14 protein-coding genes are annotated in these 15,451 nt (G+C 63.7%); 10 read left to right on the top strand and 4 right to left on the bottom strand.

Features of this window, described 5'->3' with window-relative positions; all coding sequences use genetic code 11:
* Positions 1-45 precede the first annotated feature (45 nt).
* The 4 genes from GIW02_RS20995 to GIW02_RS20980 all read right to left on the bottom strand — a co-directional run bounded on the left by GIW02_RS20995 (position 46) and on the right by GIW02_RS20980 (position 4,102).
* The gene (locus GIW02_RS20995; RefSeq protein ID WP_236419006.1) at positions 46-879 is read right to left on the bottom strand and encodes a TIGR03915 family putative DNA repair protein; all 834 of its coding nucleotides are present in this window, start codon (positions 877-879) and stop codon (positions 46-48) included.
* A complete protein-coding gene (locus GIW02_RS20990) occupies positions 876-2,096 on the bottom strand; it encodes a putative DNA modification/repair radical SAM protein (RefSeq protein ID WP_236422034.1) in 1,221 nt (406 codons plus the stop codon). Before GIW02_RS20990 ends, GIW02_RS20995 begins: the two co-directional genes overlap by 4 nt.
* 66 nt (positions 2,097-2,162) lie before the next feature.
* Entirely contained in the window at positions 2,163-3,500 is a 1,338-nt protein-coding gene (locus GIW02_RS20985; protein ID WP_236420001.1) for a SidA/IucD/PvdA family monooxygenase, read from the bottom strand.
* Between the two features lie 119 nt (positions 3,501-3,619).
* Positions 3,620-4,102 (bottom strand): sigma-70 family RNA polymerase sigma factor, encoded by a 483-nt coding sequence (locus GIW02_RS20980; protein WP_268935526.1) that lies wholly within the window; start codon positions 4,100-4,102, stop codon positions 3,620-3,622.
* Between the two features lie 255 nt (positions 4,103-4,357).
* Between GIW02_RS20980 and GIW02_RS20975 the strand changes: the two genes are divergently transcribed.
* From GIW02_RS20975 to GIW02_RS20930, 10 genes are all read left to right on the top strand, one after another.
* On the top strand, positions 4,358-5,527 hold the full coding sequence (locus tag GIW02_RS20975) for an efflux RND transporter periplasmic adaptor subunit (RefSeq protein ID WP_236414321.1): 1,170 nt from the start codon (positions 4,358-4,360) through the stop codon (positions 5,525-5,527).
* Position 5,528: 1 nt separating this feature from the next.
* Complete coding sequence (locus GIW02_RS20970) at positions 5,529-7,499, top strand: MacB family efflux pump subunit (protein ID WP_236414319.1); 1,971 nt, start codon at positions 5,529-5,531, stop codon at positions 7,497-7,499.
* Positions 7,492-8,907 carry an efflux transporter outer membrane subunit gene (locus GIW02_RS20965; protein ID WP_456361660.1) on the top strand — a complete coding sequence of 472 codons (1,416 nt, stop codon included), beginning with the start codon at positions 7,492-7,494 and terminating at the stop codon, positions 8,905-8,907. Before GIW02_RS20970 ends, GIW02_RS20965 begins: the two co-directional genes overlap by 8 nt.
* 101 nt (positions 8,908-9,008) lie before the next feature.
* Positions 9,009-9,770: an alpha/beta fold hydrolase gene (locus GIW02_RS20960; protein WP_236414317.1), complete on the top strand. Its 762-nt coding sequence runs from the start codon at positions 9,009-9,011 to the stop codon at positions 9,768-9,770.
* 107 nt (positions 9,771-9,877) lie between these two features.
* Complete coding sequence (locus GIW02_RS20955; protein WP_236414308.1) at positions 9,878-10,645, top strand: FCD domain-containing protein; 768 nt, start codon at positions 9,878-9,880, stop codon at positions 10,643-10,645.
* A 230-nt stretch (positions 10,646-10,875) separates the two neighbouring features.
* On the top strand, positions 10,876-12,078 hold the full coding sequence (locus GIW02_RS20950; RefSeq protein ID WP_236422033.1) for an ABC transporter substrate-binding protein: 1,203 nt from the start codon (positions 10,876-10,878) through the stop codon (positions 12,076-12,078).
* A 57-nt stretch (positions 12,079-12,135) separates the two neighbouring features.
* Complete coding sequence (locus tag GIW02_RS20945; RefSeq protein WP_236414304.1) at positions 12,136-12,996, top strand: branched-chain amino acid ABC transporter permease; 861 nt, start codon at positions 12,136-12,138, stop codon at positions 12,994-12,996.
* 1 nt (position 12,997) lies between these two features.
* Positions 12,998-14,008: a branched-chain amino acid ABC transporter permease gene (locus GIW02_RS20940; RefSeq protein ID WP_236414303.1), complete on the top strand. Its 1,011-nt coding sequence runs from the start codon at positions 12,998-13,000 to the stop codon at positions 14,006-14,008.
* Positions 14,005-14,754 carry an ABC transporter ATP-binding protein gene (locus GIW02_RS20935; protein ID WP_236414301.1) on the top strand — a complete coding sequence of 250 codons (750 nt, stop codon included), beginning with the start codon at positions 14,005-14,007 and terminating at the stop codon, positions 14,752-14,754. Before GIW02_RS20940 ends, GIW02_RS20935 begins: the two co-directional genes overlap by 4 nt.
* Positions 14,754-15,449: an ABC transporter ATP-binding protein gene (locus GIW02_RS20930; protein WP_236414299.1), complete on the top strand. Its 696-nt coding sequence runs from the start codon at positions 14,754-14,756 to the stop codon at positions 15,447-15,449. Before GIW02_RS20935 ends, GIW02_RS20930 begins: the two co-directional genes overlap by 1 nt.
* Positions 15,450-15,451: the final 2 nt, after the last annotated feature.

Genomic DNA, 15,451 nt, shown 5'->3' with positions numbered 1-15,451 from the left:
TCTCGTCGTCTCGTGGGCTCGGAGATGTGTATAGAGACAGCATTTTTAACCGTGCCCGCTTGAGATTCTTTTACCGGCCTTGGCCCCAATCAGCTTCGCCTGCCCATCCTTCTGTTTCCCCGTCCGCGCCTCGCTGATCAAGCCCGGTATCAACTTGCCCTCCGGCAGGTTCTTCCAGAACCGGCTGGGCAAATGCCCTTCCATCACCTTGGGGTTCAACCGCGCCGGGTTGAAGATATGGCTGTAGTAGGTCAACCACATGGCGCTGTGCGGGTCTTCGACATTTTGCGCCAGTTGCTGCCACGCCTCGGGGCACTGGCGTTGATGAATCAACTGTTCGCCATCGTAATAAACCCCGTCCAGCGGCGTGGCGATCATCCAGCGATGGCGGCCCATGCGCCCGACAAAGTGCTGGCTGGCACTGCGCAGAATGTCATGGGCCGGCTCATGCCACGCCACATACTCCGGCAGCTCGGGCCCCGCCTCGGCCGGCAGCGCGATAAACCGCACAAATGCGTGCAGATGATGGGCTTCGCGGCTGACCTGCTTGATTCGCCGCTGCAACTCGCTGCCCAGTTTGTCGCCCGCCAGCATCGCGGTGCGGTCGCCGTGGCTGACGCGCCACAACACCTCATACAACAGGCTCCAGCGCTGATCGCCGTGGTAACAGGCGGCAGACTCCAGCAATTCGAGCAAGGCCTTGGGTATGCGCGCCTGGAAAGGGCCGAGCGCTTCAGGGATCGGTTGATCCGTGGCAAACAGGTCAGCCACCTCGGCTTCGCCCCAGCTGACCTGGCTGGGGTCGACCTGGTGGCTGAGCAGCCAGCGCGCCTGTTCGCGCCAGGTACTGAACAGGTTGTCGCATTCCAGGCTGATCATCCCCACAACCCCATTTGTTGAGGCTGCGGACGATCGCGCAGTTGTTCGCGCAGCAGCACGCTGGTGCTCTCGGCCTGTTGCGGGTGGTAGTCGCTGGTGATGAAAAACGGCTTGGCCTTGGCCAACACACAGCGCATGCGCGCCAGGTCTTCGAAGCGGATCTTGCGCTCGCGGCGCAGGTCCACCAGGCGCTGGGTGGTGCGCAGGCCAATCCCGGGGATGCGCGCGATCAGGGTCGGCTCGGCACGGTTCAGGTCCAGGGGGAAGACCTCGCGATGCTCCAGGGCCCAGGCCAGCTTGGGGTCGATGTCCAGCGCCAGGTGGCCGGGGCCTTCGAACAGCTCGTTAGCGCTGAAACCGTAACTGCGCAGCAGGAAGTCCGCCTGGTACAAACGGTGTTCGCGCATCAGCGGCGGCGCGGCCAGGGGCACGCTTTTAGGGCTGTTGGGGATGGGGCTGAACGCTGAGTAATACACGCGGCGCAGCTTGAAATTGCCATACAACGCCTCGGCACCGTGGAGGATGGTGCTGTCGTCGGTGTCATCGGCGCCAACGATCATTTGCGTGCTCTGCCCGGCCGGCGCAAAACGCGGGGCTCGGGGTTCGTTGAGCACGGTCTGCTCGCCGGTGTAGATGGTCTGCATCGCTTGCTTGATCGAGCCGATCTGCTTCTCCGGCGCCAGGGTCTGCAGGCTGGCATCGGTGGGCAGCTCGATGTTCACGCTGAGGCGATCGGCATAGCGCCCCGCCTCGGCAATCAGCGCCGGGTCGGCGTCGGGGATGGTCTTGAGGTGGATGTAACCGCGAAAGTCGTGTTCTTCGCGCAGCAGCTTCGCCACCCGCACAAGCTGCTCCATGGTGTAGTCGGCTGAACGGATGATGCCGGAGCTGAGAAACAGCCCGCTGACGCAGTTGCGTCGGTAGAAATCGAGGGTCAGGGTTACCACCTCCTCCGGGCTGAAGCGTGCACGGGGCACGTCGCTGGAGCGGCGGTTGACGCAGTATTGGCAGTCGTACAGGCAGAAGTTGGTGAGCAGCACCTTGAGCAAGGACACACAGCGCCCGTCGGGGGTGTAGCTGTGGCAGATGCCCATGCCATCGGTGGAACCCAGCCCCGCCTTGCCCTCGGAGCTGCGCTTGGGCGCGCCACTGCTGGCGCAGGAAGCGTCGTACTTGGCGGCGTCGGCGAGGATGCTGAGTTTTTCGATCAACTGCATGAGGGGCTACCGATACTGGTTTTTTGTACAGTATCAGTCAGTCCCTCAGGTCACAAGTGCAGCCTGTCAGCTGGCGGTGGCCAGCAGCAGGTCCTGCACCGAACGGCTCTTGCCGCGCCCACGGTCGAGGGCGTACAGCGACGCCGCGATCTCATCGGCACGAATCGGCAATACCGACAGCAACGTATCGCTCAGGCCATGGCTGGCCTGACTGAAGCCCTGGATGTAAATCCCGGCGTTGCAACGCTCATCGGTGACGATGCGATAGTCGCGTGCAACTTCGAATTCGCCCAGATAGTCTTCCAGCGGCGCCAGCAATGCGCGATGCGTCTCGCGCTCATAGCCGGTGGCCAGGATCACCGCATCGTAATGGTTGATGCTGGTTTCGCCGTTGGCGTTATTGCGCAGCACCAGTTCGATGCCCAGCGGGCCCGGGGTGGCCTTCTCGACCACGGTCATGGTGCGGAACGCCTGGCGCGCAATGCCCGAGACTTTCTGGCGGTAGAAAATCCCGTAGATGCGTTCGATCAGGTCCAGGTCCACCACCGAATAGTTGGTGTTCTGGTATTCGGCGACCAGGCGCTCACGCTCCGCCCCCACCTGCTGGAAGACCAGGTCGGTGAACGCCGGCGAGAACACTTCGTTGACGAACGGGCTGTCATCGGCCGGCTTGAGTGCCGAACCGCGCAGGATCATGTCGACCTGCACCGAAGGGAAGCTGTCGTTCAGGTCGATAAAGGCTTCAGCCGCACTCTGGCCGCCGCCGATGATCGCAATGCGCATCGCCTTGCCATCCACGCATGGCTGGGTGGCCATGCGCTCCAGGTATTGCGAATGGTGGAATACCCGGCTATCACCCTTGAGGCCCTTGAACGCCTCGGGAATACGCGGTGTGCCACCGGCGCTGACCACCACCGAGCGGGTGGTACGCACATGCTGTTCGCCCAGCGCATCGCGGGAGATCACACGCAGCGCCTCAACCTGCTGCTGATGCAGGATCGGCTCGATGGCCAGCACTTCCTCGCCGTAGCGCGCCTGGGTCGGAAACTGCCCCGCGACCCAACGCAGGTAGTCGTTGTACTCCATGCGGCACGGGTAGAAGGTGCCCAGGTTGATGAAGTCCACCAGCCGGTCGTGGGCTTTCAGGTAGTTGACGAACGAGTAAGGGCTGGTGGGATTGCGCAGGGTCACCAGGTCCTTGAGGAACGAAATCTGCAATTCGCTCTGGGTGACCAGGGTATTGCCGTGCCAGCGGTAGTCGGCCTGTTTGTCGAGAAACAGCACGTCCAGTTTGCCCTGGGCCTTTTCGCGCTCCTGCAGGGCGATGGCCAGCGCCAGGTTCGAGGGGCCGAAACCGATACCGATCAGGTCGTGAACCGCGGGCGAAGCAATTGCCTGTGTCATTCCAGTGTCCTCTGGATAAGCCCCTTGGCGGTGGGGCGGGAATACCTTCAAGACCTGAACAACAGGCCATGTGTTGATAGGAAACGAGGACAGTGAAATAAAATTTAACTGATCGCTGATCAGTGCGCTTCCCACTCACGCATCCGCACCCGGCAGTGCTTCATCGCGTTGACGATGTGCTTTTCCACCAGCGGGCGGGAAATGCTCAGGTGCTCGGCGATTTGCAGGTGGGTCATGCCCTCGAGTTTGCGCAGCAGAAAACTGTCGCGACAGGCCGGCGGCAGTTCGGCGAGGGCGCGCTCAAGCATTGCCAGGCGCTGGCTGTGGTCGTGGCTGGTGTGGGGCGAACAGACGGCAAAACGCTCTTCGCTGTCGAGCACCTCCAGGGGTTCGACCTGGCGCAGGGCGTTGCGCCGGTGGCCGTCGATCACCAGGTTCAGCGCGGTGCGATACAAGAACGCGCGGGGTTGTTCGATGGGAATGTCGCTGGAACGTTCCAGCACCCGGACGTACGCGTCATGCACCACATCCTCGGCGACCTGACGGTTGCCCAGCTTGGCGTACAGGAAACACACCAGCTCGCGATAGTAGTTTTCCAACATGACTCCCGACCGCCGGGTGGCGGCATTAGGTCCTTGGGTGCAAAAAAAGACAGTGGTTCGGTGATGGCAGTTTGCGCGCATGCAATTTATAGTAATTCTCATCTACTTTTAAAGCAGACTTGCACCAACGGTCGATTTTTTTCTCCAGAGTCACTGTATTTACGCCGGTAACTGCCTAAATCCCCGCGCAATTCCCTCGTTTACTTGTCAGCTCCCCGCAACTGCGGTCCGAACTTTCCTGGCTGGAACCAACGCATGAAACGCCCTCGACCTGCCCGACGCGCCTTGTTCGTTATCGCGTGCCTGATCCCCATCATCGCCGTCGCGGCCTGGCAGGTGCTGCCGCCGGGGCGTGACACGCTGACCACCGTCACCGTCAGCCGCGGCAGTATCGAAAACAGCGTCACCGCGCTGGGCACGCTGCAGCCGCGCCGCTATGTGGATGTGGGCGCGCAAGCCTCCGGGCAGATCCGCAAGATCCATGTCGAGGCCGGGGACCAGGTTCAGGAAGGCCAACTGCTGGTTGAGATCGACCCTTCCACGCAAAAGGCCAAGCTCGACGCCAGCCGCTACGCCATCGAAAACCTCAAGGCCCAATTGCAGGAACAAAAAGCCCAGCACCAACTGGCCCGCCAGAAGTACCAGCGCCAGCAGCGCCTGGCCGCCGGTAACGCGACCCGCGAAGAGGACGTGCAAACTGCCAAGGCCGAACTGAGCGCAACCCAGGCGCGCATGGACATGTTCCAGGCGCAGATCCTGCAGGCCCAGGCCAGCCTGCGCAGCGACGAAGCGGAGCTGGGCTACACGCGCATTTATGCGCCGATGACCGGCACGGTGGTGGCGGTGGACGCGCGAGTCGGCCAGACCCTCAACGCCCAGCAGCAGACGCCGCTGATCCTGCGCATCGCCAAGCTGTCGCCCATGACCGTGTGGGCCGAAGTCTCCGAAGCCGATATCGGCCACGTCAAACCTGGCATGACCGCCTACTTCACCACCCTCAGCGGCGGCAACCGGCGCTGGACCAGCACCGTGCGGCAGATCCTGCCGATCCCGCCCAAGCCGCTGAATGAAACCCAGGGCAGCGGCAGCCCCAACAGTTCCAATAAAAGCGGCAGCGGCCGCGTGGTGCTGTACACCGTGCTGCTGGACGTGGACAACAGCGACAACGCCCTGATGGCCGAAATGACCACCCAGGTATTTTTTGTCGCGAGCGCCGTCAAGGATGCCCTCACGGTGCCGGTCGCCGCCTTGCAGGGCACCGCCAGCGCCGACAAACAGATCGCCCGCGTGGTAGCGGAAAACGGCCGTATCGAAGAGCGCGAAGTGCACCTGGGCATCAGTGACCGCCTGCGGGTCGAGGTGCTCGACGGCCTGCGCGAAGGCGATCACCTGCTGATCGGCCCGGCTGACGGCAACGGGGGTTGAGGTGACCACGCCCCTGATCGAACTCAAGAACATCCGCAAGTCCTACGGCGGCGGCGACAGCCCGCAGGTCGATGTCTTGCGCGGCATCGACCTGTCGATCCATGCCGGCGAATTCGTGGCGATTGTCGGCGCCTCCGGCTCAGGCAAGTCGACGTTGATGAATATCCTCGGCTGCCTCGACCGCCCCAGCGTCGGCGACTACCTGTTCGCCGGGGAAAACGTCGCCCACCTGGACAGCGACGCGCTGGCCTGGCTGCGCCGTGAGGCGTTTGGCTTCGTGTTCCAGGGCTACCACCTGATCCCCTCGGGCTCGGCCCAGGAAAACGTCGAGATGCCGGCGATCTACGCCGGTATCAGCGCCGCCGAACGCCACGCCCGCGCCAACGCCCTGCTGACCCGCCTGGGCCTGGCCGAACGCACCGGCAACCGTCCGCACCAGTTGTCCGGCGGCCAACAGCAGCGCGTGTCGATTGCCCGCGCACTGATGAACGGCGGCCACATCATTCTCGCCGACGAACCCACCGGCGCCCTCGATACCCACAGCGGCGCCGAGGTCATGACCCTGCTCGACGAGTTGGCCAGCCAGGGCCATGTGGTGATCCTGATCACCCACGACCGCGATGTAGCGGCGCGGGCCAACCGCATCATCGAGATTCGCGACGGCTTGATCATCAGTGATTCGGCCGCTGGCAACGCGGCTGCGCCGACGGTCAGCGACGGTGCCCTGCAGGCGGTGGACCTGCGCCAGCGCCTGGTCGACGGCGCCGAACACAATGGCGCCTGGAAGGCCGAACTGGTGGATGCGGTACAGGCGGCGTGGCGGGTGATGTGGATCAACCGCTTCCGCACCGCGCTGACCTTGCTGGGCATCATCATCGGCGTGGCGTCGGTGGTGGTGATGCTGGCGGTGGGCGAAGGCAGCAAGCGCCAGGTCATGGCGCAGATGGGCGCGTTCGGCTCCAACATTCTGTACTTGAGCGGTTCCTCGCCCAACCCGCGTACGCCGTTGGGTATCGTGACCTTGGATGACGTCAAGGCGCTGTCGGCGTTGCCCCAGGTCAAACGGATCATGCCGGTCAACGGCACCGAGGCCGGGGTGCGTTTCGGCAATGTCGACTACATGGCGTACGTGGGCGGCAACGACACCAATTTCCCGCTGATTTTCAACTGGCCGGTGGTCGAAGGCAGTTACTTTACCGAGGCGGACGAGCGCACCGGGGCGACCGTTGCAGTGATCGGCCACCGCATCAAGGAAAAACTCTTCAAGGGCCAGGTCAACCCGATCGGCCAGTACATCCTGATTGAAAACGTGCCCTTCCAGGTGATCGGCGTGCTCGCGGAAAAAGGCGCCAGCTCCGGCAACAAGGATAGCGACGACCGCATCGCCATTCCCTACACCGCCGCCAGCGTGCGCCTGTTCGGCAGCTACAACCCCGAGTATGTGGTGATCGCCGCCGCCGATGCGCGCAAGGTCCGCGAAGCCGAAGTGGCCATCGACCAGCTGATGCAACGGCTGCACCACGGCAAGCGCGACTACGAGCTGACCAACAACGCCGCCATGATCCAGGCCGAGGCGCGTACCCAGAACACGCTGTCGCTGATGCTCGGTTCGATTGCCGCGATTTCGCTGTTGGTGGGCGGCATCGGCGTGATGAATATCATGCTGATGACCGTGCGCGAGCGGACCCGCGAAATCGGCATCCGCATGGCCACCGGCGCCCGGCAGCGCGACATTCTGCGCCAGTTCCTCACCGAGGCAGTGATGCTCTCGGTGGTCGGCGGCCTGTGCGGTATCGCCCTGGCGTTACTGGTGGGAGGCGTGCTGGTGCTGGCCAAGGTGGCCGTGCAGTTTTCCCTGGTGGCAGTGCTTGGCGCATTTGGCTGCGCGCTGGTCACCGGCGTCGTATTCGGCTTCATGCCGGCCCGTAAAGCTGCCCGGCTCGATCCGGTTAAGGCGTTGACCAGTGAATAAACGATCCATCCCTTCGCACCTGTCCCTGCTCAGCGTGTGCCTGATGCTGGGTGCCTGCAGCGCCACCCCGACCAGCCCGCAGAGCGGCATCGCGCCGCCGGCCGCCTGGCAGTTTGCCGAGCGCGACGCCACCCGGGCCACCAACCAACGCTGGTGGACGCAGTTTGGCAGCGCGCACCTCAACCGCCTGGTCGAGCAGGCCCGGCGTGACAGTTTCGACGTGGCCGCCGCCATGGCCCGTGTGCGCCAGGCCCAGGCCAGCGCGGTGGCTGCCGGCGGGCCGCTGTTGCCCGAGGTGAACTTCAACCTCGACGCCAGCCGCCAGAAACTGCTGCGCGGCAGCGGCGGGCCGAACCTGGACGCGTCACAAAGCGATGATGTGGTCGACAACTTCGGCGCCAGCCTCACCGCCAGTTATGAAGTGGACTTCTGGGGTGGCCGCGCCGCTGCACGCGACAGCGCCCTGCAGAGCCTGCGGGCCAGCGAATTTGACCAGGCAACGGTGGAGCTGACGTTGCTCGGCAATGTCGCCGACCGTTACGCGCAGACCCTCGCGGCGCGCCAGCGCCAACAGATCGCCGCGCTTAACCTGGCGAATGCGCGCAACGTGCTCGACCTGGTACAAACCCGCTATGACGCCGGTTCCGCCACCGCCCTGGAACTGGCCCAGCAGAAAAGCCTGGTAGCGAGCCAACAGCGTCAATTGCCCTTGATTCAGCAGTTGGCCGAAGACAGCCAGATCACCCTGGCCGCCCTCCTCGGCCAGCCGGTGCAAACGCTGGACCTGGGCGACGAGCCCTTTCAGGCCTTGACCTGGCCGAGCATCGGCGCCGGTATGCCCAGCCAGCTGCTGAGTCGCCGCCCCGACATCGCCAAGGCCGAGGCGCAACTGGCGGCAGCGCAGGCCGACGTCACCGTAGCGCGGGCCGCCATGCTGCCGACCGTGACGTTGGGCGCCACCCTCGGCTCCGATGCCTACAAAGCCATGGAGATCCTGCGCAGCCCCTACTACACGCTGACCGCCGGCCTCGTCGGGCCGATCTTCAACAACGGCCGTTTGAGTGCCGAGCGCGACAAGGCCCGCGCCCGCCAGGACGAACTGCTGCACACCTACCGTGGCGCGATCATCAATGGCTTTGCCGATGTGGAAAAGGCCCTCAGCAGCATCACGCGCCTCGACCAGCAGCGCCAATGGCAGGCCCAGGAGCTGCAGCAGGCCCAAAGCGCCTTCCAGATCGCCGAAAGCCGTTACGAAGCGGGGGCCGAAGACCTGCTGACCGTGCTCGAAACCCAGCGTACGCTGTACGCCGCCCAGGACTTGAACGTGCAACTGCGGTTGCAGCGCTTGCAAGCCAGCATTGCCCTGTACAAGGCATTGGGTGGCGGCTGGAATAGCGATAGCCGCTAACAAAATCACAAATCCCACACAGCACATCGTTAAATCCTACATTCCTCAACCCGAGGTCCTTGGTAAAAAGCCGTCCTTAGACGGCTGCCTGGTACCTCGTGATGACCCCCAGCGTTCTGGTAAGAAGCCTGATGTGCGGCTGCATCTGGCTGGCAGCACACCCGGCCCTTGGCGAACCCTTGATTGCACCCACCACCATCGACTGGCTGCTGGACTGCCCCTTCCCCGGTTTTGCACAGCCGGACCCCAAGGTATTCGAGCGCACCCAATGCGCCAGTGTGAGCGTACCCCGCGACTACGCCGCGCCCCGGCGCGGCTCTGTGCGCCTGGCCCTGACCCGCGTCGGCGCACGCGACCCGCTCAGCCGTGAGGGCGTGGTGTTCATTCAGGCCGGCGAGCCGGCAACCAGCCAGGGCACAATGTTCGTCATCCATCTGGTCAGCCGCTGGCAGTCCTACGCCACCCCGGCCTATCGCACCCTGGTCAACCGCTATGACGTGATCGAACTGAGCCCCCGTGACTTGAGCCAGGACAAAGGTATCGAGTTGGCCGCGCGGGACATGGAGTTCGTGCGCGCCCAACTGGGCGAAGCACGGCTCAACTACGTCGGTAACGCCCAGGCGGCCCAGCTCGGCAACCGGTATGCCGGGCTGTTTTCCGAACGCGTCGCACGCATGGTCTTGATCAATGCCGGGCCCGCAGCGCCGCTTGATGCGAGTGTCGAGCAACTGCGCCTCAAAGACTCGACGCCCCCCGCCGCGATCGCCGCTGGCTGCGTCACCCAATGGGTCGGCGACTTTCTGGTGTACGGCAAACAGCCACCGGCGTCTGCGCGCTGCCTGGATTCAGACGGCGGGAACTAGCGCGTCGTTTGCGACCTGTTGCCACCGAAAACGACACGCAGCGTTGACGCTCCAGCGCAATCGTTATTAAGTGCTATTTATCCGCATTAATACGATAAATCGAACCCATGCTCAGCCGCCCGCTACGACGCAAACGCCAGAAGCTGTCCGACGTGATTGTCGAGTCGGTCAAGCGCTCCATCGTCACCGATGCCTTGAAGCCCGGCGACCGCCTGCCCACCGAGCGCGAGCTGATGGAAAGCTTCCAATGCTCCAAGGGCTCGGCCCGTGAGGCGCTCAAGGCGCTGGAGGTCGAAGGCCTGGTGAGCACACGCACCGGCCCCAGCGGCGGCGCCTACCTGAACCAGGCCGGCACCGAACCGGCCAGCCGCGCCCTGCGCAACTACCTGCACTTTCAGCACCTGGATGGCGAGCAGGTCTACCAACTGCGCAAAGTCATCGAAGTGGAACTGGCGGTGTCGGTGCTCGGCCGCCTGAGCGAAGACGACTACCAGGCCCTGCAGGACAACGTGGATTTTTGCAGCGCGCCGGAAGACAGCGAAGCCGGCCAGCGCGAGCAACGCCTGGCGGAACTGGAGTTCCATAACCTGCTGGCCAAGGCCTGCCCCAACCCGCTGTTGAGCTTTATGGCGCAGTTCCTCAACGACCTGCTGCGCGACCTGGTGGTGCTGAAAAAAGCCTACAAGCCCAAGCGCAAACAGTTTGACGCGGCCAACCTCGACTATCACAAGCAACTGCTGATCGCCTTTCGCGCCGGCGATGAACACGCCGTGCGCAGCTTGATGCACGAGCACATGTGCGACGCCGAACACCACATGACCGCCCTTGAAGGCCAGGTCAGCCCGCATTTTTTGCTGGAGTTCGATCACTCTTAATAACACCAGAGATCCAATGTGGGAGCGGGCTTGCTCGCGAATGCGCTGGGGCAGCGATGCATCCGGTGACTGATACACCGCATTCGCGAGCAAGCCCGCTCCCACATTCAGACCCGGTTCCAACCGTTAGACCGTTTCACCCCACTCAATAAAAAGGCCTGCCCACAGGCCCCAGCTCCACCGTATCGCCCTTGCCGCTCCTGCCAATAACTAAACCAGGGAGTCACCCCATGCAGCGTCGTACGTTGTTGAAAGCCAGCCTTACCGCAGCCGCCGCCCTCAGCCTCCCGCTGAGCGTGCGTTCGGCTTTCGCCGCCGAGCCCTTCACCTTTTACGGCCTCAAGTCCATGTCCGGCGCGTTCGCCAGCTATGGCAAGTTTGCCGACATGGGGTCGCGCCTGGCGGTGGAACAACACCCCGAGATTCTCGGCCGCCCGCTGAACTACAAGGTCATCGACACCGAAGGCAATGCCGGCAAGGCAGTGCGCAAGGTGCAGGAAGCCATCCAGCAGGACGGCGCGCGGTTCTTCCAGGGTTGCACGCTGTCGTCCTCCGCGCTGGCGGTGGCCAAGGAAGTCGACAAGGTCGGGGGCGTGTTCATGACCCCGGTGGGCGCCGACGAAGTCACCGGCAAGGACTGCAACAAGGCGACCTTCCGCTGGTCGGTGCCCACCTACGGCGCGATCCGCGAAACCATCGTGCCGCTGATCAAGCTGCTGCCCGACGCCAAGCGCTGGTACACCATCACCCCGCAATACGTGTTCGGCGAAGCGCTGCTTGAGGGCGCAAAAAATGTGCTCAAGGAACACGGCCTGGAGCATGTCGGCAACAGCTACCACTCGCTACAGGAACAGGAATTCTCCGGCTACCTGACCAACGCCATCGCCGCCAAACCCGATGTGCTGGTGCTGCTGAACTTCGGCAGCCAGTCGTCCAACACCCTGCGCCAGGCGGTGAACTTCGGCATCAAGGAGCGCATGAAAGTGCTGCTGGTGTGGTCGGCCGGCCTCGACCAGTTCCAGGAACTGGGCAGCGATATCCTCGACGGCGTGTACCTGGGCGCGCAGTACTGGCACCAGGTCGACACTCCGCTCAACCGTGAACTGGTCAAGCTCACCCAGGCCAAATACGGCATCAACCCTACCTACCCGCTGGCCGCCGATTACATCAGCACCAAGGTCATGCTCGACACCATCATCGCCACCGGCAGCTTCGACGGGCCGACGGTGGCCAAGGCCATGCAGGGCCTGAGTTTCGAGGGCCCGACCGGCAAGGAATCGATCCGCGCCGGCGACCACCAGGTGATCAAGGATTACTACCTGCTGATCGGCAAGGCCACTGCCGACATGGCCGACAAGGACGACCTGGCCAAGGTGCTCAGCGCCGGCCAGTCGTTCCCGCCAGTGGACGCGACGGGCTGCGCGCTCGGCTGACCGCTCAAACTTTGTAGCGCAGGGCCGCGCAAGCGGCGTCCTGCCGAGGGTTCCTGCATGCTTAATCTTTACCTGTTCCAGATCCTCAACGGCCTCGGGCTGGGGATGATCTACTTCCTGATCGCGGTCGGGCTGACGATCATTTTCGGCCTGCTCAACTTCGTCAACTTCGCCCATGGCGCGTTCTTCCTGCTGGGCGCCTACATCTGCTACACCGCCGTGAGCCTCACCGGCAACTTCTGGCTGGCGTTGCTGATCGCGCCGCTGGTGGTGGCCGCGCTGGCGTGGGTGATCGAGCGATTGTTGATCCAACGCATTTATCACCTGCCGCACATGTTCCAGATCCTGGTAACCCTGGGGATCGCGCTGATCATCCAGGAAGCCAGCGTGATGATCTGGGGCCCGGTCGGCAAGAGCGTCGCCGTGCCGGAACTGCTGCGCGGGGTGCTGGTGGTGGGCGACTTCGTGTACCCCTATTACCGCCTGTTCCTCATCGTGTTTTCCGGGCTGATCGGCCTGGGCCTGTGGCTGCTGCTGGAACGCACGCGCTTCGGCGCCCTGGTGCGCGCCGGCAGTGAAAGCACCGAAACCGTGTCGCTGCTGGGCACCAATATCTTCCGTTTGTTCTCCATGACCTTCGCCCTTGGCGTAGCGCTGGCGGGTGTCGCCGGGGTGCTGTTCGCCCCCTTGCGCGGTGCACAGCCCTTTGTCGGACCGGAGATCCTCGGCGTCGCGTTCGTGGTGGTGGTGATCGGCGGCATGGGCTCGTTCAGCGGTGCGCTGGTCGGCGGTTTACTGGTGGGCGTGGTGCAAAGCCTGATGACCACACTCTGGCCCCAGGGTGCGAGCCTGATGATCTACGGTGCAATGGCCGTGGTGATTCTGGTCCGCCCTTACGGCCTGTTCGGGAGAGCCTGACATGAGCGAGAAAAACCCCCTGCCGTTTGCCAAGACGCAATCCAAAGCCATGTTGCTCTGGGTATTGGCGGTGCTGATCGGCCTGCCATTGCTATTGCCCTCGGCGACCCTGGCCACCGAGATCCTGATCTTCGCCATGGCGGCCCTGGCCTGCAACCTGTTGCTGGGCTACACCGGGCTGCTGTCGTTCGGCCAAGGCATCTTCTTCGGCGCCGGGGCCTACTGCGCCGCGCTGCTGATGATCCACCTGCAACTGGGCCTGTTTACCGCCCTGCTCGGCGCCGCCATTGCCGGTGGTTTCCTGGCACTGCTGGTGGGCGCCCTGGCGATCCGCCGCACCGGCATCTACTTCGTGATGCTGACGCTCGCGTTCAGTCAGATGGCCTACTTCGTCGCCTACACGCTCAGCGACTGGACCGGCGGCGACAACGGCCTGCTCAGCGTGCCGCGCCCGGAGATTCGCATCGGCGACACGGTGCTGCTGTCGCTGGCCGACGCCCGCGCGTTCTACGGGCTCGTCGCGGTGCTGTTCCTGCTGATTTTCATCGGCGCACGCCGGGTGATCGCCTCGCCGTTCGGCAGCACCTTGATGGCGATCCGCGAAAACGAAACCCGCGCCTCGGCCATCGGCTACGACACGCGCCACTTCAAGATCCTCGTCTTCGTGCTGTCCGGCGCGGTCACCGGGATTGCCGGCGCGCTGTACGCGATGCTGCTGCACTTTGTGCCGCTGTCGAATATCGACCTGGCGATGTCCGAGAACATCCTGATCATGACTATCGTCGGCGGCACCGGCTCATTGTTCGGCTCGTTGCTGGGCGCAGGTTCCATCGTGTTGCTCGGCGATTTCCTTTCCGACCTGTGGCCGCGCTGGCTGATGCTGCTGGGGGTGATCCTGATTCTGGTGGTGATCTTCATGCGCGGTGGTTTGTGGGGCGGCCTGGCGTCGCTGTTCGAGAAGGTGCGCGGCAGCCGCAAACCTGCCGTTGTCGCCAAGGAGGAAGGGCTATGAGCATCCTGCTGGAAACCAAAGACCTGGAACTGGCCTACGGCGCGTTCCATGCAGTGAATGGCGTGAACCTCAAGGTCGAGGCCGGCACCATCCACACCATCATCGGCCCCAACGGCGCGGGCAAGACCAGCCTGTTCCATTGCCTGACCGGCGAGCGCCAGGCCACCGCCGGGGCGATTCATTTCGACGGCAAGAACTTGATGCGCAAACCCGCCCATGGCCGCGTTGGCCTCGGTATGGCGCGCTCGTTCCAACTCACCAGCCTGTTCCAGAACCTCAGCGTGCGCGAAAACCTGCGCCTCGCCGCCCAGGGACGTGACGGTGCCCGCGCCCTGAATTTCTGGCGCCGCGTGAACAGCAAACGCGAACACCTGGAGATGGCCGACCAGGTGCTGGAACGCCTGCAGCTCACCGCCCGCGCCGACACCCTGGCCGGCGAGCTGTCCCACGGCCAGCAGCGCGTGCTGGAGGTGGGCATGTCGATCTGCTCCAGGCCCAAACTGTTGATGCTCGATGAGCCCACCTCGGGCATGGGCATCGACGATATCCCGATCATGACCCAACTGATCAGCGACCTCGGCCGCGACCACACTGTGCTGTTGATCGAACACAACATGAGCATCGTCATGTCCATCAGCCAAAGCATCACGGTGATGAGCCACGGCCAGATCCTGGTGGAAGGCACGCCAGAATTCGTGCGCGCCGATGAACGTGTGCGGAGCGCTTATCTTGGGGAGGCTGCCTGATGCTGATCGTCGAAAACATCCATTCCTACTACGACAAAAGCCACGTGCTCGAAGGCGTGTCGCTGACCGTCAACCCCGGCGAACTGGTGACGCTGCTGGGCCGTAATGGCGCCGGCAAGACCACCACGCTGCGCAGCATCCTCGGCATCATCTGCCCGCGCCAGGGCCAGATTCATTTCAACGGCCAGGCACTGGTGGGTCAGAAGATCTTTGAGATCGCGCGCCAGGGCCTGGCGCTGGTGCCGGAGAACCGTGGGATTTTCCGCCTGCTCACGGTCGAGGAAAACCTGCGCATCGCCGCGCGCAAGACCAGCCGCTGGCAGCTCGAAGACGTCTACGCCATGTTCCCGCGCCTCAAGGAGCGGCGCAAAAATGCCGGCCATGCGCTGTCCGGCGGCGAGCAACAGATGCTCGCCATCGCCCGCGCCCTGCTCAACGACCCCAAGCTGCTGATCCTCGACGAACCCACCGAAGGCCTGGCCCCGGTGATTGTCGACGAGCTGGTGAAGATCCTGCGCAAGGTCAAGGACGACGGCCTGCCGGTGCTGCTGGTGGAACAGAACCTGATGGTCTGCGACAAGCTCGCCGACCGCCATTACGTGCTCGAACAAGGCCGCGTGGTCTACGAGGGCAGCGCCGCCGCCTTCCGCGCCGACCCGACGATCAAAAACCGCTATTTGGCCCTGAGTGCCTGACC

The sequence above is a fragment of the Pseudomonas syringae genome, assembly GCF_021606685.1.
Taxonomy (GTDB): domain Bacteria; phylum Pseudomonadota; class Gammaproteobacteria; order Pseudomonadales; family Pseudomonadaceae; genus Aquipseudomonas; species Aquipseudomonas syringae_R.
The sequence above is the reverse complement of the archived record's forward strand: the minus strand, read 5'-3'. Positions and strand labels throughout refer to the sequence as shown.